21 protein-coding genes are annotated in these 22,188 nt (G+C 61.1%); 8 read left to right on the top strand and 13 right to left on the bottom strand.

The features are described 5' to 3' along the window. Nucleotides 1-4: 4 nt before the first annotated feature. Genes ispF through ftsB form a run of 3 tightly spaced genes read right to left on the bottom strand, consistent with a single transcriptional unit; the run spans nucleotide 5 to nucleotide 1,520 of the window. Nucleotides 5-478: a 2-C-methyl-D-erythritol 2,4-cyclodiphosphate synthase gene (gene ispF / locus EDY99_RS00690; RefSeq protein WP_004932594.1), complete on the bottom strand. Its 474-nt coding sequence runs from the start codon at nucleotides 476-478 to the stop codon at nucleotides 5-7. Nucleotides 479-488: 10 nt separating this feature from the next. Beyond that, nucleotides 489-1,196 carry a 2-C-methyl-D-erythritol 4-phosphate cytidylyltransferase gene (ispD, locus tag EDY99_RS00685; RefSeq protein WP_004932598.1) on the bottom strand — a complete coding sequence of 236 codons (708 nt, stop codon included), beginning with the start codon at nucleotides 1,194-1,196 and terminating at the stop codon, nucleotides 489-491. Nucleotides 1,197-1,199: 3 nt separating this feature from the next. Further along, nucleotides 1,200-1,520, bottom strand: coding sequence for a cell division protein FtsB (gene ftsB, locus EDY99_RS00680; RefSeq protein ID WP_016929043.1), 321 nt, complete (start codon nucleotides 1,518-1,520; stop codon nucleotides 1,200-1,202). Nucleotides 1,521-1,923: 403 nt separating this feature from the next. Here ftsB and EDY99_RS00675 point away from each other — a divergent pair, with 403 nt between their 5' ends. The 3 genes from EDY99_RS00675 (at nucleotide 1,924) to EDY99_RS00665 (ending at nucleotide 4,234) form a co-directional block, all read left to right on the top strand. After that, nucleotides 1,924-2,694, top strand: a complete 771-nt coding sequence (locus EDY99_RS00675; RefSeq protein WP_033641887.1) for a basic amino acid ABC transporter substrate-binding protein — start codon at nucleotides 1,924-1,926, stop codon at nucleotides 2,692-2,694. Nucleotides 2,695-2,808: 114 nt separating this feature from the next. Continuing rightward, on the top strand, nucleotides 2,809-3,528 hold the full coding sequence (locus tag EDY99_RS00670; protein WP_042706788.1) for an amino acid ABC transporter permease: 720 nt from the start codon (nucleotides 2,809-2,811) through the stop codon (nucleotides 3,526-3,528). After that, nucleotides 3,512-4,234, top strand: a complete 723-nt coding sequence (locus EDY99_RS00665; RefSeq protein ID WP_089194290.1) for an amino acid ABC transporter ATP-binding protein — start codon at nucleotides 3,512-3,514, stop codon at nucleotides 4,232-4,234. Before EDY99_RS00670 ends, EDY99_RS00665 begins: the two co-directional genes overlap by 17 nt. A gap of 52 nt (nucleotides 4,235-4,286) precedes the next feature. Here EDY99_RS00665 and EDY99_RS00660 read toward each other — a convergent pair whose 3' ends face one another. The 5 genes from EDY99_RS00660 to cysG all read right to left on the bottom strand — a co-directional run bounded on the left by EDY99_RS00660 (nucleotide 4,287) and on the right by cysG (nucleotide 9,126). Beyond that, a complete protein-coding gene (locus EDY99_RS00660; protein WP_016929047.1) occupies nucleotides 4,287-4,613 on the bottom strand; it encodes a DUF3561 family protein in 327 nt (108 codons plus the stop codon). Between the two features lie 84 nt (nucleotides 4,614-4,697). Then, nucleotides 4,698-5,387 (bottom strand): adenylyl-sulfate kinase, encoded by a 690-nt coding sequence (gene cysC, locus EDY99_RS00655; protein WP_079656228.1) that lies wholly within the window; start codon nucleotides 5,385-5,387, stop codon nucleotides 4,698-4,700. After that, on the bottom strand, nucleotides 5,326-6,753 hold the full coding sequence (gene cysN / locus EDY99_RS00650; protein WP_033641884.1) for a sulfate adenylyltransferase subunit CysN: 1,428 nt from the start codon (nucleotides 6,751-6,753) through the stop codon (nucleotides 5,326-5,328). Before cysN ends, cysC begins: the two co-directional genes overlap by 62 nt. 11 nt (nucleotides 6,754-6,764) lie before the next feature. Further along, entirely contained in the window at nucleotides 6,765-7,673 is a 909-nt protein-coding gene (gene cysD / locus EDY99_RS00645; protein WP_123061394.1) for a sulfate adenylyltransferase subunit CysD, read from the bottom strand. Between the two features lie 22 nt (nucleotides 7,674-7,695). Then, on the bottom strand, nucleotides 7,696-9,126 hold the full coding sequence (gene cysG / locus EDY99_RS00640; protein WP_123061393.1) for a siroheme synthase CysG: 1,431 nt from the start codon (nucleotides 9,124-9,126) through the stop codon (nucleotides 7,696-7,698). 261 nt (nucleotides 9,127-9,387) lie between these two features. Between cysG and EDY99_RS00635 the strand changes: the two genes are divergently transcribed. Further along, nucleotides 9,388-10,458 (top strand): aminopeptidase, encoded by a 1,071-nt coding sequence (locus EDY99_RS00635; protein WP_060660852.1) that lies wholly within the window; start codon nucleotides 9,388-9,390, stop codon nucleotides 10,456-10,458. 55 nt (nucleotides 10,459-10,513) lie between these two features. Here the strand turns inward: EDY99_RS00635 and EDY99_RS00630 are convergent, their stop codons facing one another. The 3 genes from EDY99_RS00630 to cysJ all read right to left on the bottom strand — a co-directional run bounded on the left by EDY99_RS00630 (nucleotide 10,514) and on the right by cysJ (nucleotide 14,824). Further along, complete coding sequence (locus EDY99_RS00630) at nucleotides 10,514-11,248, bottom strand: phosphoadenylyl-sulfate reductase (protein WP_047025218.1); 735 nt, start codon at nucleotides 11,246-11,248, stop codon at nucleotides 10,514-10,516. Nucleotides 11,249-11,309: 61 nt separating this feature from the next. Continuing rightward, nucleotides 11,310-13,025 (bottom strand): assimilatory sulfite reductase (NADPH) hemoprotein subunit, encoded by a 1,716-nt coding sequence (gene cysI, locus EDY99_RS00625; protein ID WP_123061392.1) that lies wholly within the window; start codon nucleotides 13,023-13,025, stop codon nucleotides 11,310-11,312. Beyond that, nucleotides 13,025-14,824, bottom strand: coding sequence for an NADPH-dependent assimilatory sulfite reductase flavoprotein subunit (gene cysJ, locus EDY99_RS00620; protein ID WP_033651649.1), 1,800 nt, complete (start codon nucleotides 14,822-14,824; stop codon nucleotides 13,025-13,027). The genes cysI and cysJ overlap by 1 nt, the downstream gene beginning before the upstream one ends. A 436-nt stretch (nucleotides 14,825-15,260) precedes the next feature. Here cysJ and queD point away from each other — a divergent pair, with 436 nt between their 5' ends. After that, nucleotides 15,261-15,620, top strand: a complete 360-nt coding sequence (gene queD, locus EDY99_RS00615; protein WP_004932638.1) for a 6-carboxytetrahydropterin synthase QueD — start codon at nucleotides 15,261-15,263, stop codon at nucleotides 15,618-15,620. Nucleotides 15,621-15,646: 26 nt separating this feature from the next. Here the strand turns inward: queD and EDY99_RS00610 are convergent, their stop codons facing one another. Next, a complete protein-coding gene (locus EDY99_RS00610) occupies nucleotides 15,647-16,156 on the bottom strand; it encodes a GNAT family N-acetyltransferase (RefSeq protein WP_049866645.1) in 510 nt (169 codons plus the stop codon). A 43-nt stretch (nucleotides 16,157-16,199) separates the two neighbouring features. Next, nucleotides 16,200-16,871 (bottom strand): 7-carboxy-7-deazaguanine synthase QueE, encoded by a 672-nt coding sequence (gene queE, locus EDY99_RS00605; RefSeq protein ID WP_033641878.1) that lies wholly within the window; start codon nucleotides 16,869-16,871, stop codon nucleotides 16,200-16,202. Between the two features lie 327 nt (nucleotides 16,872-17,198). Here queE and EDY99_RS00600 point away from each other — a divergent pair, with 327 nt between their 5' ends. From EDY99_RS00600 to hutH, 3 genes are all read left to right on the top strand, one after another. Then, nucleotides 17,199-18,539: an aromatic acid/H+ symport family MFS transporter gene (locus EDY99_RS00600; protein WP_089191193.1), complete on the top strand. Its 1,341-nt coding sequence runs from the start codon at nucleotides 17,199-17,201 to the stop codon at nucleotides 18,537-18,539. Between the two features lie 375 nt (nucleotides 18,540-18,914). After that, a complete protein-coding gene (gene hutU / locus EDY99_RS00595) occupies nucleotides 18,915-20,606 on the top strand; it encodes a urocanate hydratase (protein ID WP_123061391.1) in 1,692 nt (563 codons plus the stop codon). Further along, nucleotides 20,603-22,138 (top strand): histidine ammonia-lyase, encoded by a 1,536-nt coding sequence (gene hutH / locus EDY99_RS00590; protein ID WP_025301604.1) that lies wholly within the window; start codon nucleotides 20,603-20,605, stop codon nucleotides 22,136-22,138. The genes hutU and hutH overlap by 4 nt, the downstream gene beginning before the upstream one ends. The last annotated feature ends 50 nt before the right edge of the window (nucleotides 22,139-22,188 follow it).

Here is a 22,188-nt window from a genome sequence, read left to right as displayed (position 1 = left end):
GCGGTTATTCCTTGATCAGCAAGGCGACCGCTTCGCAGGCGATGCCCTCGCCGCGCCCGGTGAAGCCGAGCTGCTCGGTGGTCGTGGCCTTCACGTTGACGTCATCCATATGGCACTGCAGATCTTCCGCCAGGAAGACGCGCATCTGCGGGATGTGCGGCGCCATTTTCGGCGCCTGGGCAATAATCGTGATGTCGAGGTTGCCGAGGCGGTACCCTTTGGCGCGGATGCGCTTCCAGGCTTCGCGCAGCAGCTCGCGGCTGTCCGCGCCCTTGAAGGCCGGATCGGTATCGGGGAACAGCTTGCCGATATCGCCCAGCGCCGCCGCGCCCAGCAAGGCGTCGGTCGCGGCGTGCAGCGCAACGTCGCCGTCGGAGTGGGCCAACAAGCCTTTGTCGTAAGGGATGCGAACACCGCCGATCACCAACGGGCCTTCGCCGCCGAATTTATGTACGTCAAAACCGTGACCGATACGCATGGTGCGCTCCTTAATTGTCCAACTGAGTCAAATAGAACGCCGCCAGCGCCAAATCCTCCGGCCGCGTTACTTTAATGTTATCCGCCCGGCCGGCGATCAGCAGCGGATGATAACCGCAATGCTCCAGCGCCGAGGCTTCGTCGGTGACGTTTGCGCCTTCATCCAGCGCGCGCTGCAGGCACTGCTTGAGCAGCGGCAGCGGAAACAGCTGCGGCGTCAGCGCATGCCACAGATCCTGCCGTTCAACGGTGTGGGCGATGGTGTCGCGGCCGGGTTCGGCGCGCTTCATGGTGTCGCGCACCGGCGCAGCGAGAATGCCGCCCACCTTGCTGTGTGCGGTGATCGCCAACAGGCGCTCGAGATCGTCGGCGTGCAGACAGGGGCGCGCAGCGTCGTGTACCAGCACCCAGTCCGCATCACCCGCGAGCTTCAGCCCGGCCATCACCGAATCGGCGCGCTGTTTGCCGCCCTCGGTGACGGTCACCCGCGGATCCTGAGCGATGGGCAGCCGTTCGAACTGACGATCTTCCGGGCCGATAGCCACGATCACCCGTTCAATGCGCGGGTGGCGCAACAGGGCATGGATAGCGTGTTCGACGATGCTGTGCCGGCCGATGGTTAAATATTGCTTCGGGCATTCCGCCTGCATGCGGCTGCCGATACCGGCAGCGGGCAGGACGGCAATCACCGAGGGAAAGGTGCCTGCGGAGTGATTCATGCGTTATTTTTGTGCGTTATTTTGCGAGGAAGACGCCGCGTTGCGTCTGGATTGGTCAGGAACCAGACGATAGAAAGTCTCACCGGGCTTGATCATGCCCAGCTCATTACGCGCTCGCTCTTCGATCGCTTCCTGACCGCCGTTCAAATCATCGATTTCGGCAAACAGCTGATCGTTACGCGCTTTCAACTTCGCGTTGTTGCCCTGTTGGACCGCAACGTCTTCATTGACCCGCACGTAATCGTGAATACCATTTTTGCCCAGCCACAGTGAATACTGTAACCAACCGAGCAATGCCAGCAATAGCAGCGTAAGTTTTCCCATCTCCGCCCCCTGAAAAACCGACCAATCATCCCACAACTTCTCGTTGGACTCCACACTGAGAGCGGCATTTCAACGCCAAATTCAGAATACGGATGAAGGATTCCCGTGTTTATCGCCTAATTCCACTGCGAAAGCGGCAAAAAAAGCCGCTTTAGTCCGGCGCGCGCGCCGCGTTTTCCAATGAGACACACGCTGCCCCACCTCCATTATGCAGCAAGAATCACTGCACCATCGCATCCTGACCCGTCGCTTACGCCAAGGCAAAGCAAGAAGTGAATATTTAACACCATAGAAAGAATAATCCTCATGCAGTGGTTGCACTTTCATTCATTGAAGCTTATTTTTATGCACTCATAGTGCATAAATAATTCCAATATATAACCATTCATTATCGGGGATCGCGATGTTAAAACGTTTAGTTCTGATCGGCGCCTGCCTGGCCGCCACCTTCTCCACCGCCGCGTTGGCGGCTGAACCTACCTACGTCGTTGGCTCCGGCGGCACCTATCGGCCGTTCGAATTTGAAAACAGCCAAAAGCAGCTGGAAGGTTTCGACATCGACATAATCAAAGCGGTAGCCAAGGCCGAAGGTTTCCAGATAAAACTGATCAATACGCCGTGGGAAGGGATCTTCGCCACGCTGAATTCCGGCGATCGCGATATCATCATCTCCGGCATCACCATCACCGATAAACGCAAACAAATGGTTGATTTTTCTGCGCCTTACTTCCCGGCAGAGCAGGCCATCGTGGTGCCGCAAAACTCGAAGGTAGACTCCATTGCCGCGTTGAAAGCGCTGAAGGTCGGCGTGGTGAACTCCAGCACCGGCGACATCGTGGTGTCCGACGCACTGGGCAAAAACAGCACCGCCATCAAACGCTTCGACAATACCCCGCTGATGCTGCAAGAGCTGTATGAAGACGGCATCGGCGCGGCGGTCGGCGACGTCGGCGTGGCCAAGTTCTACATCAAAACCCACCCTGAGAAAGCCTTCAAGCTGGTGCCCGACGCCAAGTTCGAACGTCAGTATTTCGGCATCGCCGTCGCCAAAGGCAACGATGAGCTGCGCAACAAAATCAACGCCGGCCTGAAGAAAATCATCGCCGACGGCACCTACGCCAAGATCTACCAAGCCTGGTTCGACAGCAACGTACCGACGTTGCCGGCGGAATAATGCCCTGCCGCCGGCGCCCGCAAGGCCGTCGGCGCGCCACCGTTTCAGCATACCAAGAAGGAATACCCTTTGAACTTCCGCTGGGAGATCATCCAGGAATACGCGCCGCTGTTTATGGAAGGCGCCTGGATGACCATCAAATGCACCATTATCTGCGTGCTGCTGGGCACCACCTGGGGATTGATCCTCGGTCTGGGGCGCTTGGCGCAGGCGCCGCACGGCATCTGGAAACCCATCCTGCATTACGGCGTTCAGTGGCCGGTACGTATCTACATCAGCGCCTTTCGCGGCACCCCGCTGTTCGTGCAGATCATGGTGGTGCACTTTGCGCTGGTGCCGCTGTTCATCAACCCGCGCGACGGCCTGCTGGTCACCAGCGGCCTGATGAGCGTCGACTTCGCCCGCGCGCTGCGCGCCGACTACGGCGCCTTTCTCTCCTGCGTGGTGGCGATCACGCTCAACGCCGGCGCCTATGTGTCGGAGATCTTCCGCGCCGGGATCCAATCGATCGACCGCGGCCAGATGGAAGCATCGCGCTCGTTGGGCATGAGCTACGGCAAGACCATGCGCCAGGTTATCTTGCCGCAAGCCTTCCGGCGCATGCTGCCGCCGCTGGGCAACAACGCCATCGCCATCGTCAAGGATTCGTCGCTGGCCTCCGCCATCGGCCTGGCGGATCTGGCCTATGCCGCCCGCACCGTCTCCGGCGCCTACGCCACCTATTGGGAGCCCTACCTGACCATTTCGCTGGTCTATTGGGTCATCACCTTCCTGCTCTCGCTGCTGGTGCAACACATGGAAAAGAGGTTCGGTAAAAGTGATTCGCGTACATAACCTGCAAAAACAGTTCGGTGAAAGCCACGTGCTGCGCGGCATTTCCTGCCGGATCGCCGCCAACGAAGTGGTGTGCGTCATCGGCCCCTCCGGCTCCGGTAAAAGCACCTTCCTGCGCTGCATCAACGCGCTGGAAACGCTCTCCGGCGGCGAGATAGAGGTGAATGGCTTCGCCGTCCACGATCAGAAAACCGACCTGAACAAGATGCGTGAAAGCGTGGGCATGGTGTTCCAGCGCTTTAACCTGTTCCCGCACATGACGGTGTTGGAAAACATCATCATGGCGCCGGTAAGCGTGAAAAAACTGCCGCGCGCCGAAGCCATCGCGCAAGCGGAACAGCTGCTGCGCAAGGTCGGCCTGCTCGACAAAATCGACGCCTATCCCAACAGCCTGTCCGGCGGCCAGCAGCAGCGGGTAGCGATCGCCCGCGCGCTGGCGATGGAGCCCAAAATCATGCTGTTCGACGAACCGACCTCCGCGCTCGATCCGGAGCTGGTGGGCGAAGTGTTGACGGTGATGAAATCGCTGGCCCATGAGGGCATGACCATGGTGGTCGTCACGCATGAGATGGGCTTTGCCCGCGAGGTAGCCGACCGGGTACTGTTTATCGATCAGGGGATCATTCAGGAAGAGGGGCAGCCGCAGCAGATCTTCAGTCACCCGTCCAATCCGCGCACTCAGGCATTTTTGAGCAAAGTTTTGTAACCTTCGGCACGGCTTTGCAATCCTGCGGGCGCCGGCCTCGGCGCCCACTCTCTCACCACCCGGTCAGGAAGCTGAACACCAGCCAGAACAGGCACAGCACAACGGCGCCGGTCAGCAGCAGCGTCAAGATCAGACGGCCGCGCAGCAGCATGCTGAGAGTGATGCCGATCAGCACCGACAGCGGCATTAGCGCCAGGAAGAATGGCCAGGTATAAAGCAGGAAAAACAGCGTATTGGAACCGTAAACCAAAAACGGCAACGCGAACGCCAGCCAGTAGAAAACAAAGCCGCTGACGCCGCCCAGGAAAGAATAAGAAGGCTCCTCTCTCTCCTGTTTTGACTGCTTGGAGTCGATCAAGATAGGCGTGACATTTTGCATAGTGATCCCTGGTTATTCGGCTCGCTCTGCGGCGGCTTAGAGTAAAAAGCGCATGGCGAAAAACGCCACACGCTTTTTTTGAATTCAGGGTTTGATAATAGCCTGACCACGCAACACGTCTAACAATTGCGCAATCAAATTTGTTACCAATTGTTGGCCATCAAGGTGGATTTCCGGCTGCTGCGGCGCCTCGTAAACCGCGTCGATACCGGTGAAATTGCGCAGCTCGCCGGCGCGCGCTTTCTTATACAATCCCTTCGGATCGCGCGCCTCGCAGATCGCCAACGGCGTATCGACAAACACCTCGATAAAGCGATCGTCGCCGAGCATCTCACGCACCATCTGCCGTTCGGCGCGGTGCGGCGAAATGAATGCGGTCAGCACCACCAGCCCGGCGTCCACCATCAGCTTGGCCACTTCCCCCACCCGGCGAATGTTCTCGCGCCGATCCTCGTCGGAGAAGCCGAGATCGCGGCACAGGCCGTGGCGCACGTTATCGCCGTCCAGCAGGTAGGTGCTGACGCCGAGCCCATGCAGCGCCTGCTCCAGCGCGCCGGCGACGGTGGATTTGCCCGAACCGGACAGCCCGGTAAACCACAGCACCGCGCCGCGATGGCCGTTGCGCGCTTCGCGATCCGCGCGCGTCACCGCGTGCGGATGCCAAACCACGTTCTCATCGTCCGGCCCGGTCGCCCTCAGTTCAGCGGCCACCTTATCGGCCACCGAGCAGATCGCGCGCGCCCCAGTGCGGGAAGTGCTTGCGCACCAGCGCATTCAGCTCCAGCTCGAAGGCGCTGAATTCGCCGCGCGCCGCCGATGCGGCCTGCAGCGTTTCACGCACCAGCCCGGCGCCCACCGTGACGTTGCTCATGCGATCGATGAAGATCAGCCCGCCGGTGTCGTGATTGCTCTGGTAGCTGTCCAGCACCAGCGGTTCGTCGAAGGTCAGCTCCACCAATCCGATGCCGTTGAGCGGCAACGTGTCGGCCGGATGCTGCGCCAGCGTATTGATCTCCACCTGATGACGGATGCTCTCCACGCGCGCGCGGGTCTTTTTACCGGCGATCTTGATGTCGTAGCTCTGGCCCGGCACCAGCGGCTGCTCGGCCATCCATACCACGTCTACCAGCGCGCTCTGCGCCGCCTGCAGACTTTCGCCGGCGTCGACCAGCAGATCGCCCCGGCTGATGTCCACTTCATCCTTCAGCACCAGCGTAATCGCTTCGCCCGGCACCGCCTCAGGCAGATCGCCGTCGAAGGTCACGATGCGCGCCACGCTGGACTCCACGCCGGAAGGCAGCACTTTGATGCGTTGCCCCACACGCACCACGCCGGCGGACAGCGTGCCGGCATAGCCGCGAAAATCGAGGTTCGGGCGGTTGACGTACTGCACCGGGAAGCGCAGCGGCTGGTTTTCTCGCTCGCTGACCACGTCAACGCTCTCCAGCACTTCCAGCAGCGTCGGGCCGCTGTACCACGGCATATGGGCGCTTTCGCTCGCCACGTTGTCGCCGTCCAGCGCCGACAGCGGCACAAACTTGATGTCCAGATCGCCTGGCAGCTGCTGGGCGAAGGTCAGGTAATCCTGTTTGAACTGCTCGAACACCGCTTCCTGATAGTCCACCAGATCCATTTTGTTTACCGCGACCACCAGATGGCGAATGCCCAGCAGAGTCGCGATAAAGCTGTGGCGGCGAGTCTGATCCAACACCCCTTTACGCGCGTCGATCAGCAGGATCGCCAGATCGCAGGTGGAGGCGCCGGTGGCCATGTTGCGGGTGTACTGCTCATGCCCCGGGGTATCGGCGATGATAAATTTACGTTTTTCGGTCGAGAAATAGCGATAGGCCACGTCGATGGTGATGCCCTGCTCGCGCTCGGCCTGCAGGCCGTCCACCAGCAGCGCCAGGTCGAGCTTTTCGCCCTGGGTGCCGATGCGTTTGCTGTCGCTGTGCAGCGTCGACAGCTGATCCTCGTAGATCTGGCGGGTATCGTGCAGCAGGCGGCCAATCAGGGTGCTTTTGCCGTCGTCGACGCTGCCGCAGGTCAGAAAGCGCAGCAGGCTCTTGTGCTGCTGCGCGTGCAGGTAAGATTCGACGCCGCCCTGGTCAGCGATTTGTTGTGCAATTGCGTTGTTCATCCGGCGGCTCCTTAGAAATACCCTTGACGCTTTTTCAGCTCCATCGAGCCGGACTGATCGCGATCGATCATCCGCCCCTGGCGTTCACTGGTGGTGGAGACCAGCATTTCTTCGATGATCTCCGGCAGGGTTTGCGCCTGCGAGTCCACCGCGCCGGTCAGCGGCCAGCACCCCAGGGTGCGGAAACGCACCATGCGCTGGCTGATCACTTCACCCGGCTGCAGATCGATGCGATCGTCGTCCACCATCATCAGCATGCCGTCGCGCTCCACCACCGGGCGCGGTTTCGCCAGGTACAGCGGCACGATGTCGATGTTTTCCAGGAAGATGTACTGCCAGATATCCAGCTCGGTCCAGTTCGACAGCGGGAAGACGCGGATGCTCTCCCCTTTGTTGATCTGGCCGTTGTAGTTGTGCCACAGCTCCGGCCGCTGGTTTTTCGGATCCCAGCGGTGGAAGCGATCGCGGAACGAATAGATGCGCTCTTTGGCGCGCGATTTCTCCTCGTCGCGCCGCGCACCGCCGAAGGCGGCGTCGAAACCGTACTTGTTCAACGCCTGCTTCAGGCCCTCGGTTTTCATGATGTCGGTATGCTTGGCGCTGCCGTGCACGAACGGGTTGATGCCCATCGCCACCCCTTCCGGGTTTTTATGCACCAGCAGCTCGAAGCCGTACTCCTTCGCGGTGCGATCGCGGAATTCGTACATTTCGCGGAATTTCCAGCCGGTATCGACGTGCAGCAGCGAGAATGGCAGCGTGCCGGGGAAGAACGCCTTACGCGCCAAATGCAGCATCACGGAAGAGTCTTTGCCGATGGAATACAGCATCACCGGGTTGGCGAATTCAGCGGCGACTTCACGGATGATATGGATACTCTCCGCCTCCAATTGCCGCAAATGAGTGAGTCGTTTTTCGTCCATAACAGGTCCTTAAAAGCCTTGCCTATGCCAAATTCACGACGGCCGGGCGCGCGGCCCCTTCCGTCTGCGATTGATGCCCGAACCAGGCGATTTGGTGGTGCAGTTCCACCACTTCGCCGATCACCAGCAGCGCCGGCAACGGCGCCCGTTGGGCCAGATATTCCAGTTGTTCCAGCGTGCCGATCTGCACCTGCTGATCGGCGCGCGTACCGCGGCTGATCACCGCCACCGGCGTCGCGGCGTCGCGACCGTGGGCGATCAGGCGCTGGCTGATGTCCGCCGCCTTCATGGTGCCCATGTAGATAGCCAGCGTCTGCCGCGCCCGGGCCAGATCGGCCCAGTCCAGGCCATCGCCGTCGGGGCGGCAGTGGCCGGTGATAAAGGTCACGCTCTGCGCGTGGTCGCGGTGCGTCAGCGGAATGCCTGCGTAGGCAGTCGCCCCCGCGGCGGCCGTGACGCCCGGCACCACCTGGAACGGAATGCCGGCGGCGGCGGCCACCTGCAGCTCTTCACCGCCGCGGCCGAAGATGAACGGATCGCCCCCCTTGAGGCGCACCACGCGCTTGCCCTGCTGCGCCAGTTCCACCAGCAGCCTATTGGTCTCTTCCTGGATCACCGAGTGCGCGCCGGCGCGCTTGCCCACGCAGATGCGCTCGGCGTCGCGGCGCACCAGATCGAGGATTTCGCCGCTGACCAGATGGTCATACAGCACCACGTCCGCCTGCTGCATCACCTGCAGCCCGCGCAGGGTCAACAGCCCCACGTCGCCCGGCCCGGCGCCCACCAGGGCTATCTCGCCCTGGGCGCCCTCATCGCCTGCGGCGAAGCGGTGTAAATCCTGCTCCAGCTGGCGTTCCGCCTGCGCCGTCTGGCCGTTGGCCACCAGCGTGGCGAAACGGCCACCGAAGGTTTTTTCCCAGAAACGGCGACGTTCGCCGATCGAAGCCAACCGCTGTTTGACCTGGCCACGCCAGCGGCCCGCCACCTGCGCCATCAGCCCCAAACTGGCGGGCAGCAACGCCTCCAGCTTTTCGCGCAGCAACCGCGCCAGCACCGGCGCCTGGCCGCTGGACGATACGGCCACCACCAGCGGCGAGCGATCGATGATCGACGGGAAGATGAACGAACAGCGCGGCTGATCGTCCACCACGTTGGCCAGCACCCGGCGTTTATCCGCCTCGGCGAACACCGCAGCGTTCAGCGCATTGTCGTCCGTGGCAGCGATCGCCAGAAACACGTCGTCCAGCTGCTGCGGATCAAAGGTTTTCCCCAGCCAGAGCACCCGCCCTTGCTGACGTTGTTGTTCCAGTTCCGGTGAGAGCGACTGCGCAACTATCCGTATTTCAGCCCCGACGCGCTGAAGCAGGGAGACTTTACGCGCCGCCACGTCACCACCGCCAACGACCAGCACCGGACGTTGTTTCAGGTCGGCGAATATTGGTAGATAGTCCACAACAGCCTTTTCATATAACAGAAAGATAGTGTGACTATACGGGCTGAGATTTAGCCTCTGAAATGACGAAAAGGAATGATTAGTTCCTTTATGGAATATAGGCCGCAGCGCAGGAGGCAAACCATGCTCATCGCGACGGCAATTTGCGCGTTCGCGCGAAAATTAAGAGACAGGGAAATTGTGTAATGCCGCCCGTCGTCTCATACTGGGCGCCGAAGAAAAATGATCGGCAGCGCCGATAGCAAAGAAGGATTTTTCGGTATGTTTTCCCGTTTTTACCTGAAGACCAGCCTGCTGGCCCTCGCACTCGGCGGCGTCTTCAGCGTTTGTGCCGCACAGCCCGTAAAAGACGCGCCAATGGGCCGTTTCGCCGCCGAACAGACCCGCCACATCGCCACTTACTTCCCCGGCCGCATGGCGGGCAGCCCGGCAGAATTGCTCACCGCCGACTATCTCAAGCAGCAGTTCGGCAAGATGGGTTACCAAAGCGACATTCGCAGCGTCAATACGCGCTATCTCTACACCAGCAAAGACGGCAAGAAGAACTGGAATAACGTCACCGCCAGCTCGGTGATCGCCGCCCGCAACGGCAGCAGCCCGAAACAGGTCGTGATCGTCGCCCACTTCGACACCTATACGCCGCAGAGCGACGAGGATCTGGATAACAATCTCGGCGGCCTGACGCTGCAGGGCGTCGACGACAACGCCTCCGGCATCGGCGTAATGTTGGAGCTGGCGGAACGCCTGAAGGATATCCCCACCGCCTACGGCCTGCGCTTCGTCGCCACCAGCGCTGAAGAGATCGGTTCGCTGGGCGCGCAGAACTACCTGCAGCGCATGAGCGCGGAAGAGAAAAGCAACACCGTGCTGGTGATCAACCTCGACAGCCTGATCACCGGCGATCGTCTGTACTTCAACGCCGGGCGCAACACGCCGCCGCAGATGGCGAAGCGCTCCCGCGATCGCGCGCTGGATATCGCCCACCGCTACGGCATCGCCGCCGCCACCAACCCAGGCAACGCGCAGCATCCGCAAGGCACCGGCTGCTGTTCCGATCAAGAGGTGTTCGACGCCGCAGGCATCCCGGTATTGTCAGTGGAGGCCACCAACTGGTCGCTGGGCGACAAAGATGGCTACCAGCAGCGCGCCGTCAGCCCGCACTTCCCGCAGGGCATCACCTGGCACCGCCCGCAGTACGACAACCTGCAATATCTGGATCGCTACCTGCCGGGGCGGATCGACAAACGCAGCCGCGACAGCGTGCAGATCCTGCTGCCCTTGATCAAAGAGCTGGCGCAGGCGCACCCGCCGAAAGCGCAAAAGAAAAAGTAGCCCGTAAAAAAGCAGGGCCCAGCATTGCTGAGCCCTGTGATGTCATTCGCGTCGTTTAGCCTTCGTGCAGACCGCACTCGCGCTTCAGGCCAAAGAAGCGCGTCTCTTCCTCGCTCATGCCCGGCTCCCACTTTTGGGTGGTGTGGGTATCGCCGACCGACAGGTAGCCCTGCTCCCACAACGGGTGGTAGCTCAGCCCGTGTTCGGTCAAATACTGGTAAATCTTGCGGTTGTCCCAGTCGATGATCGGCAGGATCTTGAACACCCCACGCTGCACCGCCAGCACCGGCAGATTGGCGCGGCTGCCGGACTGCTCGCGCCGCAGGCCGGCGAACCAGCTCTGCGCGCCCAGCGTCTCCAGCGCGCGGTTCATCGGCTCGACCTTATTGATCTGGTTATACTTTTCAATGCCTTCCACGCCCTGCTCCCACAGTTTGCCGTAGCGCGCCTCTTGCCAGGCGGGAGACTGTTCGGCGCGGAACACCTGCAGATTCAGCTTCAGCTGGTCGGTCAGTTGATCGATAAAGCGGTAGGTTTCCGGGAACAGATAACCGGTGTCGGTCAGGATCACCGGGATATCCGGCCGGATGCGCGTCACCAGGTGCAGACATACCGCCGCCTGAATGCCGAAACTGGACGAGAGTACGAACTCGCCGGGCAGATGCTCCAGCGCCCATGCAACGCGCTGTTCGGCGCTGAGGCTCTCCAGCTGGCCGTTGACCACCGCCAATGCCAGCGCCTGCCCGGATTTGGGCAACGCGTTCAGCGCCGCCAGATCGAATTCAGCCATGTTGTCTCTCCTGATACTTGAAATTACCTGTGCGGCCCCTCTGCCCAGGGGCCGCCCGGCCTCACTCCCAGAAATCTCGCGCCGGATCCAGCACCGGTTTGACGATGCCCGCGCGAACGGTGAAGTCGCCGAAGCCTTCGCCGGCGTTGCGCTCCTTCGCCCAGCGCCCCACCAACAGGTCGATCTCGCTCAGGATCTCGTCTTCGTTGATGTTTTCGCGGTACATGCGCGGAATGCGCGTGCCTTCGCGGTTGCCGCCCAAATGCAGGTTATAGCGGCCGACCGCCTTGCCCACCAGCCCCAGCTCCGCCAGCAGCGCGCGGCCGCAGCCGTTCGGGCAGCCGGTGATGCGCAGCACGATATGCTCGTCGCCCATCCCGTGCCGATGCATGATCGCCTCAACCTTGGTGACGAACTGCGGCAGGAAGCGCTCGGCCTCCGCCATCGCCAGCGGGCAGGTCGGGAACGACACACAGGCCATCGAGTTCTTGCGTTGCTCGCTGATCTGGTCGTCGATCAGGCCATGATCGCGCGCCAAGGCGTCGATCTTGGCCTTCTCGCTTTCCGGCACGCCGGCGATGATCACGTTTTGGTTCGCCGTCAGACGGAAGTCGCCTTTATGGATCTTGGCGATCTCCGCCATGCCGGTCTTCAGCGGGCGCCCCGGATAGTCCAGCAGGCGGCCGTTCTCGATAAACAGCGTCAGATGCCACTGATCGTCGATGCCCTTCACCCAACCGATGCGATCGCCGCGGCCGGTGAATTCATACGGGCGGATCGGCGCGAAGGTGATGCCGGCGCGCTTTTCCACTTCGGCGCGGAAAACGTCCACGCCGACGCGCTCCAGCGTGTATTTGGTCTTGGCGTTCTTGCGGTCGGTGCGGTTGCCCCAGTCGCGCTGCGTGGTGACCACCGCTTCCGCCACCGCCAGCGTATGCTCGAGCGGAATGTAGCCGAACTCGCTGGCCTGCCGCGCGTAGGTTTTCTTGTTGCCGTGCTCAATAGACAGCCCGCCGCCCACCAGCAGGTTGAAGCCCACCAGCTTGCCGTTTTCGGCGATCGCCACGAAGTTCATGTCGTTGGCGTGCAGATCGACGTCGTTCTGCGGCGGGATCACCACCGTGGTTTTGAATTTGCGCGGCAGGTAGGTCGGCCCCAGAATCGGCTCTTCGTCGGTGGTGGCCACCTTTTCCTGATCCAGCCACACCTCTGCGTAGGCGCGGGTGCGCGGCAGCAGGTGTTCAGAGATCTTCTTCGCCCACTCGTAGGCTTCCTGATGCAGCTCGGACTCCACCGGGTTGGAGGTGCACAGCACGTTGCGGTTCACGTCGTTGGCGGTCGCCAGCGCGTCCAGCCCCAGGCGATTCAGCAACTGGTGCACCGGTTTGACGTTGCCTTTCAGGATGCCGTGAAACTGGAACGTTTGGCGGTTGGTGATGCGAATGCTGCCGTACAGCGTGCTCTCCTGCGCGAACTTGTCGATGCCCAGCCACTGCTGCGGGCTGATGACGCCGCCCGGCAGGCGGCAACGTAGCATCATGGCGTGGCGCGGCTCCAGCTTCTGCTCGGCGCGTTCGGCGCGAATGTCACGATCATCCTGCTGGTACATGCCGTGAAAACGGATCAGCAGGAAGTTGTCGCCGTTGAAGCCGCCGGTCAGGCCGTCGTTCAAATCTTCGGCGATGGTGCCGCGCAGGAAGTTACTCTCCTTCTTCATGCGCTCCGCATCGGCCAGTTTGCCTTCGACTACCAAAGGCCCGGGGTGTTTATCACTCATCAGTAAACATCTCGCTGATAACGGCGCTCAAGGCGCAGCTCACTTAAAAATTCATCCGCCTGCTCGGTATCCATGCCACCGTGCTCGGCCACCAGTTCCAGTAATGTGTGTTCCACGTCTTTCGCCATGCGATTGGCATCGCCGCAGACGTAAATGTGCGCGCCTTCCTGAATCCAGCGCCACACTTCCGCGCCCTGTTCGCGCAGTTTGTCTTGTACGTATATTTTATGTTGCTGGTCGCGGGACCAGGCCAGATCGATGCGGGTGAGCAGGCCGTCTTTCACGTAGCGCTGCCATTCAACCTGGTACAGGAAATCTTCGGTAAAGTGCGGGTTGCCGAAGAACAGCCAGTTTTTGCCACCGGCGCCGTCAGCGTCGCGCTGCTGCATAAAGGCGCGGAACGGCGCGATGCCGGTGCCCGGGCCGATCATGATCACCGGCGTTTCCGGGTTGGCCGGCAGACGGAAGTTGTCGTTGTGCTCGATAAACACCCGCACGTCGCCGTCCTCCTCCAGGCGGTCCGCCAGGAAACCGGAGGCGCCGCCGCTGCGAGCGCGCCCGTCGATGTCGTAACGCACGACGCCCACGGTGATGTGCACTTCGTTCTCATTTTCCGCCTGTGAAGAGGCGATGGAGTACAGGCGCGGCGTCAGCGGACGCAGCAGCCCGACCAGCTGTTCGGCGCTCAGATCCGCCGGCGCCTGGCGCACCATGTCGACGATCGGCGTGTTGTGCGCATACTGCTGCAGCGCGGCTTTATCCGCCAACAGACCGATCAGCTTTTCGTCGCGCGACAGCGCGGCGTATTTATCGACGATCGGCGTGGTGTTCTGCGTCAGTTCGAAATGGCTGCGCAGCGCCTGCGCCAGCGGCAGGGTTTGCCCTTCCACCTCGACCGGTTCGTCGCCTTTCAGCCACAATAGCTGCACCAGTTCGTCCACCAGCGCCGGATCGTTGTCGAACCATACGCCGAGCGCATCGCCAGGCTGGTAGCGCAGGCCCGAATCGCCCAAATCGATCTCGATATGGCGCACGTCTTTATCGGACGCGCGGCCGGTAATTTTCTGCTTGACCGCCAGTTGGGCGGTGAGCGGTTGTTCCTTGCTGTATGGGCTGCTGTCGATCAGGTCGACCGCGCCGCTGGCCAACGCGCCCGGCGCGGCGCTTTCCGCCGGCGCGCGCGCCTTCAGCACCGACACCACCTGTTTGCGCCAGGCGGCGGCCAGTTCCTGATACTCCACGTCGGCATCCACGCGCTCCACCAGGCGCTCGGCGCCCAGTTCGGCCAACTTGGCGTCGAAATCTTTACCGGACTGACAGAAATTCTCATAAGAGGTGTCGCCCAGCCCGAACACCGCAAACGCGGTGTCACTCAGCTTCGGCGCCTTTTTCGAGAACAGGTATTTATGCAGCGCCACCGCTTCTTCCGCCGGCTCGCCTTCCCCTTGCGTGGAGGCGACGATCACCAGCAGGCGCTCTTGCGCTATCTGTTTGAATTTGTAGTCGCCGGCGCTGATCAGCGTGGCGTTCAGATTGGCGGCCAGCAAATCGTCGCGCAGCTGCTCCGCCAGGCGGCGCGCATTGCCGGTCTGCGAAGCGGAAATGATGGTGATGCCGGCGGCGGCAGGGGCGGCGGGCGCAATGGCCACGGCTCCTGGCTGTTGATTGACCATGCCCCAAAAATAACCGGACAGCCACGCCAGCTGCGTCGGCGAATAGTCGCCGATCGTCGCCTGCAGGCGTGCCAGCTGTTCGGGCGTCAGCGGGAGCAAAGATGTTGGAGGAGCCTGAGTCGTCATTGCTGTACTTATTTCCTATACTTAGCGCCTTTCCTGCCAGGCGCGCGCCAGTGTCAGTCGCTGTCTCTTCGCTGCGTCGGGTGTGCGGAAAAGATCAGGAGAGTTTGTAAGGTTACCGAGCAGAATAGCAACGATTAAATAAGGGATAGCAATAAATCATAACCAAAATGACTAAGCTGTTTTTCTGGTAAGGGATAACGCTTAAACCGTTAAACAAAGTTTTTTATCCAGATGAAAATAAAGCACTTTTTTTCATCATTTTTTCACCGTTCAATATTTCGGCTCATAACCCCAGCCGATAGGTGCCGCAGACACCAAACAAAAAAAGTGTTAACCGGATGCGTTTGCCGTGGCGGTAGACCATAACGGTATAAATGGCAAGCAGACGCGCTTTCCGGTACTATGCGGCGGTTTTTGAGTCAATGAGGCCGTAATAATGGCAACCACGCTGTTTAAAGATTTTCAGTTTGAAGCCGCACACCGTTTGCCGCATGTGCCGGAGGGCCACAAATGCGGCCGTCTGCATGGGCATTCGTTTATGGTGCGTCTGGAAGTGACCGGTGAAGTGGATCCCCACACCGGTTGGGTGATGGATTTCGCCGAGCTCAAGGCTGTGTTTTCCCCGATCTGGGAGCGGCTGGATCACCATTATCTGAACGATATTCCAGGATTGGAAAATCCCACCAGCGAAGTGCTCGCCGCCTGGATTTGGCAGCAGCTCAAGCCCCAGTTACCGGAACTGACTGCGGTGATGGTGAAAGAGACCTGTACAGCGGGATGCGTATATAAAGGTTGATGCCGTGAGGGTATGTGCAGATACCCTCACACTACCTCGCCTTGCAGATCCAAGCGCCGCGCCGTCCAGGGCCTTTCCGACAGGCTCAGCGCCATTCCCCCTCGATAGACAAACGTTTTGCTCTCGCCATCCTCAATGAACGCCGTCTCGTTTTCCATCGCCCGATAGCCGGCGCCGGTATAGTACTTTTCGCTTACCGCAAACAGTATGGAATACGCGATCCCTTTACTGCGCAAATAGTCATGCGCCTTCACCAGCATGTTTGCGGCCACGCCGCGGCGCCGATGCGTGTGTGCCACGGCCACCAGCCCGATGATGCCGATCACCTCGGCCTCACCGTCAATCAACACCGGCCGCTCATGCACCGCCAGTTGGCCAACGATCGCCTCGCCTTCCGTGGCGGTCACCAGGCAAGCCGGCACCTGCCGCCGATAAAATCCGTCGGTTATCTCGGGGAAAGCGTCGGACAACAGCGAGCGAATCGACCGCAATTCCGCTTCCGTCACCGCCTCGAATGCACGCGATACAATTTTCACCGTAACTCCCGTCCCGTTCGAAGGCCTGCGGCCAATAAAAAACTCAGGCGATATTCAGATATTTGTGGGTCTGCATCGACAACCGCCAATTGCGCGCAATGCAGGTTTCGATGCACAGGCGGGTCGCCTCTTCTTTCTGGCTGATCGGCTGCAGCGCGATAATGCGCGCCTTATCGTCCTGCAGCGTCGCCAGCAGCGCATCCAGCGCCTCGATATCGCGCTCGCGCGCCACCGGATGCTTCACCTCGTCGGCGCGCCGCAGCGCCTGATCCAGCACCTTCATGCCGCCGCGCATATTCACCTTGGGCGAAACCGTCACCCAGGTGTTGGCGGAGCAGCGAATTTCGTGGGTGCCGCTGGTTTCAATCTGGCAACGGTAGCCGTGCTGCTCGAACAGCTCGGTCAACGGCGCCAGATCGTAGATGCAGGGTTCACCGCCGGTGATCACCACATGGCGCGCGGTGTAACCTTGTTGGCGCATCACCGCCAACAGCTGCTCGGCGCCGGCATTGCCCCAGGCGTCGCTCTCTTCTGTTTTGACCAGGATCCGTTGCAGGTCGACTTCCCGATGGGCTTCCTTTTCCCAGGTATGTTTGGTGTCGCACCAGCTGCACCCTACCGGGCAGCCCTGCAGGCGGATGAAAATGGCCGGAACGCCGGTGAAAAAGCCTTCGCCCTGCAAGGTTTGGAACATCTCGTTGATCGGGTACTGCATCGGTTTCTCAATCTGGAAAAGTAAAAAGCGATTATCGCAGATTCCGGCCCGGCGACCAAACGGCCAAAATTGTATTAAATTTTATCCTCCGCGCCGCCGTCAGCATATCTCACCGCCAATGGCGTTCATTTAATTTGTTAACCGGTCTTTGGCCTTTCATCGGCGGTGCAACCTGCTCCACAGAAAACAACACACAGTTAACAAATAAGATAATTATATTTGACATAAAGCGCCGACGCGCAGATGTATATACAAGCAAACACAAGCCGAGCGCCAGTTTCGGCCACGTTCCATCCATCACGACTACATCTGCGTTTAGAGGGTGCCATGACTCATTCCACCAGCGAGTTAAACATTCAACAGGCCATCGACGACAGCAAGTTTTCGCTGTTTCACTGGACACTGATCATTCTCGGATTTCTGATCCTCGCCATCGACGGCTTCGATACCGCCGCCATGGGCTATATCGCCCCCTCGGTCGCCAAAGACTGGGGCATCGTGAAGCAGGATCTGGGGCCGGTGCTGAGCGCTGCGCTGCTGGGGCTGTCGCTCGGCGCGCTGATCGCCGGGCCGATCTCCGACCGCATCGGCCGCAAGCGCGTGCTGGTGTTTTCCTGCCTGTTCTTCGGCCTGTCGAGCCTGGCCACCGCCTACGCCGGTTCGCTCAACAGCCTGACGCTGTGGCGCTTCCTCACCGGTCTCGGGCTGGGGGCGGCGATGCCCAACGCCATTACCTTGATCTCCGAATACGCGCCGCAGCGCTGCCGTTCGCTGGCGATCAACACCATGTACTGCGGTTTTCCGCTGGGCGCGGCCGGCGGCGGCGCCATTTCATCGTGGCTGATCCCGACCTACGGCTGGCACAGCGTGCTGCTGCTCGGTGCCATCGCGCCGCTGGTCTTGACTGTCCTGCTGATCCTGCTGCTGCCGGAGTCGGTTAAATATATGGTTAACCGCGGCCAGGATGCGGCGAAGATCAAGCGCATCGCGCAGCGCTTCGTCAGCCGGAGCCTCGACGGCGTGACGCGTTTTTACCTGTACGAAGAGAAGCTGGCGCAGACCAAGACCAGCGTCGGCCTGCTGTTCAGCCGCCCTTACCTGCTCGGCACGCTGATGCTGTGGCTGACCTACTTTATGGGGCTGGTGATCTACTACGTGTTGCTGAGCTGGATGCCAATCCTGATGCAGGGATTGGGCTATCAGTTGGAGCAATCGGCGATGCTCACCTCGCTGTTCACCTTCGGCGGCACGCTGGGCATCCTGGTGGCCGGCTGGTTGATGGACCGCTGGAATGCGCACAAAGTAGTCTCGAGCGGCTTTGTCGTCACCGCCCTGCTGATCGTGGCGATGGCCACCGAGGATAAACAGATCGTGCTGCTGGGCGCCTTCATCTTCCTGATGGGCGTCACCATGAACGGCGCGCAGTCCGGGCTGCAAACGCTGGCGGCGACCTTCTACCCGACCCACAGCCGCGCCACCGGCATCGCCTGGATGCAGGGCATCGGCCGCTTCGGCGGCGTCGCCGGCACCATGATGGGCGCCCAACTGCTGGCTATGCAGTGGGAAGTGCAGAGCATCCTGATGTTCCTGTGCGTGCCGGCGCTGATCGCCGCCATCGCCACGGTGTGCAAGATGAGCCGCAAACCGACGCTGCAGCCGGCCGCCTGACCCTTGCAAGCCCGCCCACGGCGGGCTTTCTTCCTGCGGTGATAGGGCTTTTTTATCCTCCGCCGTCAACTGTAATCAGACTGTAAAAATATTGTGACTAGCCGCCCAAAAATGAGTCAATTTTAATTCATTTTTGCCGAACAGCTCACTTTTCTCCGGCTTTCCGTACCTGAGGCCGGCGATAAAAAATCGCATATCAACCTGATATAAAAAGAAAATAACTTTTTCTTATGCCACTTTTCAGCGGCAACTGGTCAGTGTTGCATATGCTTGTACATACAAGTATATGTTAATAAGCCCTACGCATTGTTATGCCGTGGTACTCATCCCCACCGCGGCATGGAATCTGCACCGATACTGTTTGAGGAAAATGCTGTGACTACAAATAACAAAGTTCGCAATGTCGATGTACGCGCGCCACGCGGCACACAATTAAACGCAAAAAGCTGGCTGACCGAAGCGCCGTTACGCATGCTGATGAACAACCTCGATCCTGAAGTTGCGGAGAACCCACACGAGCTGGTGGTGTACGGCGGCATCGGCCGCGCCGCGCGCGACTGGGATTGCTACGACAAGATCGTCGAAACCCTGAAAACGCTGGAAGAAGACGAAACCCTGCTGGTGCAGTCCGGCAAACCGGTCGGCGTCTTCAAAACCCACAGCAACGCGCCGCGCGTGCTGATCGCCAACTCCAACCTGGTGCCGCACTGGGCAACCTGGGAACACTTCAACGAGCTGGACGCCAAAGGCCTGGCGATGTACGGCCAGATGACCGCCGGCAGCTGGATCTACATCGGCAGCCAGGGCATCGTTCAGGGCACCTATGAAACCTTCGTCGAAGCGGGCCGCCAGCACTACGACGGCAGCCTGCAGGGGCGCTGGGTGCTGACCGCCGGTCTGGGCGGCATGGGCGGCGCGCAGCCGCTGGCCGCGACGCTGGCGGGCGCCTGCTCGCTGAACATCGAATGTCAGCAGAGCCGCATCGATTTCCGTCTGAAAACCCGCTACGTCGATGAGCAGGCCAAAGATCTGGACGACGCGCTGGCCCGCATCAAGAAATACACCTCAGAAGGCAAAGCCATCTCCATCGCTCTGTGCGGCAACGCGGCGGAAATCCTGCCTGAGCTGGTGCGCCGCGGCGTGCGCCCGGACATGGTCACCGACCAGACCAGCGCCCACGATCCGCTGAACGGCTACCTGCCGAAGGGCTGGAGCTGGGAAGAGTATCGCCAGCGCGCTCAAACCGAGCCGGCCAAAGTGGTCGCCGCCGCCAAGCAATCGATGGCCGATCACGTCAAAGCCATGCTGGCGTTCCAGCAGATGGGCGTGCCGACCTTCGACTACGGCAACAACATTCGCCAGATGGCGAAAGAAACCGGCGTCGACAACGCCTTCGACTTCCCGGGCTTCGTGCCGGCCTACATCCGTCCGCTGTTCTGCCGCGGCATCGGGCCGTTCCGCTGGGCGGCGCTGTCCGGCGATCCGCAGGACATCTACAAAACCGACGCCATGGTGAAAGAGCTGATCCCGGATGACGAGCACCTGCACCGCTGGCTGGACATGGCGCGCGAGCGCATCAGCTTCCAGGGCCTGCCGGCGCGCATCTGCTGGGTTGGCCTCGGCCAGCGCGCCAAGCTGGGCCTGGCGTTCAACGAGATGGTGCGCAGCGGCGAACTGTCCGCTCCGATCGTCATCGGCCGTGACCACCTGGATTCCGGCTCCGTTTCCAGCCCGAACCGTGAAACCGAAGCGATGAAAGACGGCTCCGATGCCGTTTCCGACTGGCCGCTGCTGAACGCGCTGCTGAATACCGCCAGCGGCGCCACCTGGGTTTCCCTGCACCACGGCGGCGGCGTCGGCATGGGCTTCTCCCAACACTCCGGCATGGTGATCGTCTGCGACGGCACCGACGAAGCCGCCGAGCGCATCGCCCGCGTCCTGCACAATGACCCGGCTACCGGGGTCATGCGTCACGCCGACGCCGGTTACGATATCGCTATCGACTGCGCCCGTGAGCAAGGCCTGAACCTGCCGATGGTTGCCGCGACCCAAGGAGAAAAAGCATGAAAGCGCTGACTATTCGCCCAGGCAAACTGACGCTGGCCCAGCTACGCGACGTGTATCAACACCCGGTGACGCTGACGCTGGACGACAACGCCTACGGCCCTATCCAGCAGAGCGTGGCCTGCGTGGAACGCATCGTTGAAGAAAACCGCACCACTTACGGCATCAACACCGGGTTTGGCCTGCTGGCTTCGACCCGCATCGCCCGCGACGATTTGGAAAACCTGCAGCGTTCGATCGTGCTGTCACACGCCGCCGGCGTGGGCGAGCCCACCGACGACAATCTGGTGCGCCTGATCATGGTGCTGAAAATCAACAGCCTGTCGCGCGGCTTCTCCGGCATTCGTCTGGAAGTCATCCAGGCGCTGATCGCGCTGGTCAACGCCGAAGTTTATCCGCATATCCCGCTGAAGGGCTCGGTCGGCGCCTCCGGCGACCTGGCGCCGCTGGCGCACATGAGCCTGGTGCTGCTGGGCGAAGGCCAGGCGCGTCATCAGGGCCAATGGCTGCCGGCGACCGAAGCGCTGGCCAAGGCCGGTCTGAAACCGCTGACGCTGGCGGCGAAAGAGGGCCTGGCGCTGCTGAACGGCACCCAGGTCTCCGCCGCCTTCGCGCTGCGCGGCCTGTTCGACGCGGAAGACCTGTTCGCCGCCGCGACCGTGGCGGGCAGCCTGACGGTGGAAGCTGCGCTGGGCTCCCGCAGCCCGTTCGATGCGCGTATCCATGAGGTGCGCGGCCAGCGCGGCCAGATCGACGCCGCCCTCGCCTACCGCCACCTGCTCGGCGCGCGCAGCGAAGTCTCCGACTCGCACCGCAACTGCGAAAAAGTGCAGGATCCTTACTCCCTGCGCTGTCAGCCGCAGGTGATGGGCGCCTGCCTGACGCAGATCCGCCAGGCCGCCGAGGTGCTGGAGATCGAGGCCAACGCCGTCTCCGATAACCCGCTGGTGTTCGCCGAGCAGGGTGACGTGCTGTCCGGCGGCAACTTCCATGCCGAACCGGTAGCGATGGCCGCCGATAACCTGGCGCTGGCGTTTGCCGAAATCGGTTCGCTGTCCGAACGCCGCATCTCGCTGATGATGGACAAGCACATGTCGCAGCTGCCACCGTTCCTGGTGGAGAACGGCGGCGTGAACTCCGGCTTCATGATCGCTCAGGTCACCGCCGCGGCGCTGGCCAGCGAAAACAAAGCGCTGGCGCATCCGTCGAGCGTCGACAGCATCCCAACCTCCGCCAACCAGGAAGACCACGTCTCCATGGCGCCGGCCGCCGGTCGCCGCCTGTGGAGCATGGCGGACAACGTGCGCGGCATTCTGGCGGTCGAATGGCTGGCCGCCTGCCAGGGCCTGGATTTCCGCAACGGCCTGAAGACCTCGGAAGGTCTGGAGCAGGCGCGCCGTCTGCTGCGCGAGCATGTCAGTTTCTACGACAAGGATCGTTTCTTCGCCCCCGACATTGAAGCCGCCAGCCAACTCTTGGCGGCCGGTCACCTGACATCGCTGCTGCCTGCGGCGCTGCTGCCTAGCCAGGCATAATCATCACACACTGAATCACGCAGTTTGTTCTGCCCCGCCGGGTGCGTTCC

The sequence above is a fragment of the Serratia sp. LS-1 genome (genome assembly GCF_003719595.1).
In the GTDB taxonomy this organism is placed as follows: domain Bacteria; phylum Pseudomonadota; class Gammaproteobacteria; order Enterobacterales; family Enterobacteriaceae; genus Serratia; species Serratia ureilytica.
This window is presented reverse-complemented; position numbering and strand designations above follow the sequence as displayed.